Consider the following 897-nt stretch of genomic DNA (forward strand, 5'->3'; position numbering starts at 1 on the left):
AGTCGTCGACTACCGCGCGCTGGAGATCCCGGACAACCTGGACGTGGGCCGCCACGACGCGGCGCGCCTGCCCGAGATCGTGCAGGGCCTGAAGTACCAGGACGCCGACGTGATCGTGCTGTCGGCCTGCGTGCAGATGCCGTCGCTGCCGGCCATCGCCAAGGTCGAGGCGCTGACGGGCAAGCCGGTGGTGACGGCCGCGGTGGCCACCACCTACGCCATGCTGAAGTCGCTGGGCCTGGAGCCCGTGGTGCCGGGCGCGGGCGCGCTGCTGTCGGGCGCGTATTGATCCCGAGGAGGCCACGATGAGCACCTTCCAATACGGCGCGCACGTGCACGCCAACGGCATCCGCCAGCACTACCTGCGCTATGGCGGCGCGCAAGCGGACCGCGACCCGGTCATCATCGTGCCGGGCATCACCAGCCCGGCCGTCACCTGGGGCTACGTGGCCGAGCGCTTCGGCCAGGTCTTCGACACCTACGTGCTGGACGTGCGCGGCCGCGGCCTGTCGCAGGCCGATGCGTCGCTGGACTATGGCCTGGACGCGCAGGCGGCCGACGTGCTGGCCTTCGCGCAGGCGCTGGGCCTGGAACGCTACAGCCTGGTCGGCCACTCGATGGGCGCGCGCATCGGCATCCGCGCCGCGCGCACGCAGCCGGCGGCGCTGGCCCGGCTGGTGATGGTGGACCCGCCGGTGTCCGGCCCGGGCCGCCGTCCGTATCCCGCCAAGCTGCCGTGGTACGTGGGCTCGATGGCGCAGGCGCGCGCCGGCATGACGGCCGAGGACATGCTGGCGTACTGCCCGACGTGGACCGAGGAACAGCGCCAGCTGCGCGCCCAGTGGCTGCACACCTGCGACGAGCGCGCCATCCTGGCCAGCTTCGACGGTTTCCATA

Annotated in this window: 1 protein-coding gene and 1 pseudogene; both read left to right on the forward strand. The window is 72.1% G+C overall.

The features are described 5' to 3' along the window. Positions 1–289: pseudogene (locus tag FS845_RS26390) on the forward strand (Asp/Glu racemase); the annotation flags it as partial. Positions 290–305: 16 nt separating this feature from the next. After that, positions 306–897, forward strand: a 592-nt coding sequence (locus FS845_RS26395) for an alpha/beta fold hydrolase (RefSeq protein ID WP_144641677.1), incomplete at its 3' end; no start/stop codon positions are given.

The sequence above is a fragment of the Bordetella genomosp. 13 genome, assembly GCF_007679965.1.
In the GTDB taxonomy this organism is placed as follows: domain Bacteria; phylum Pseudomonadota; class Gammaproteobacteria; order Burkholderiales; family Burkholderiaceae_B; genus Bordetella.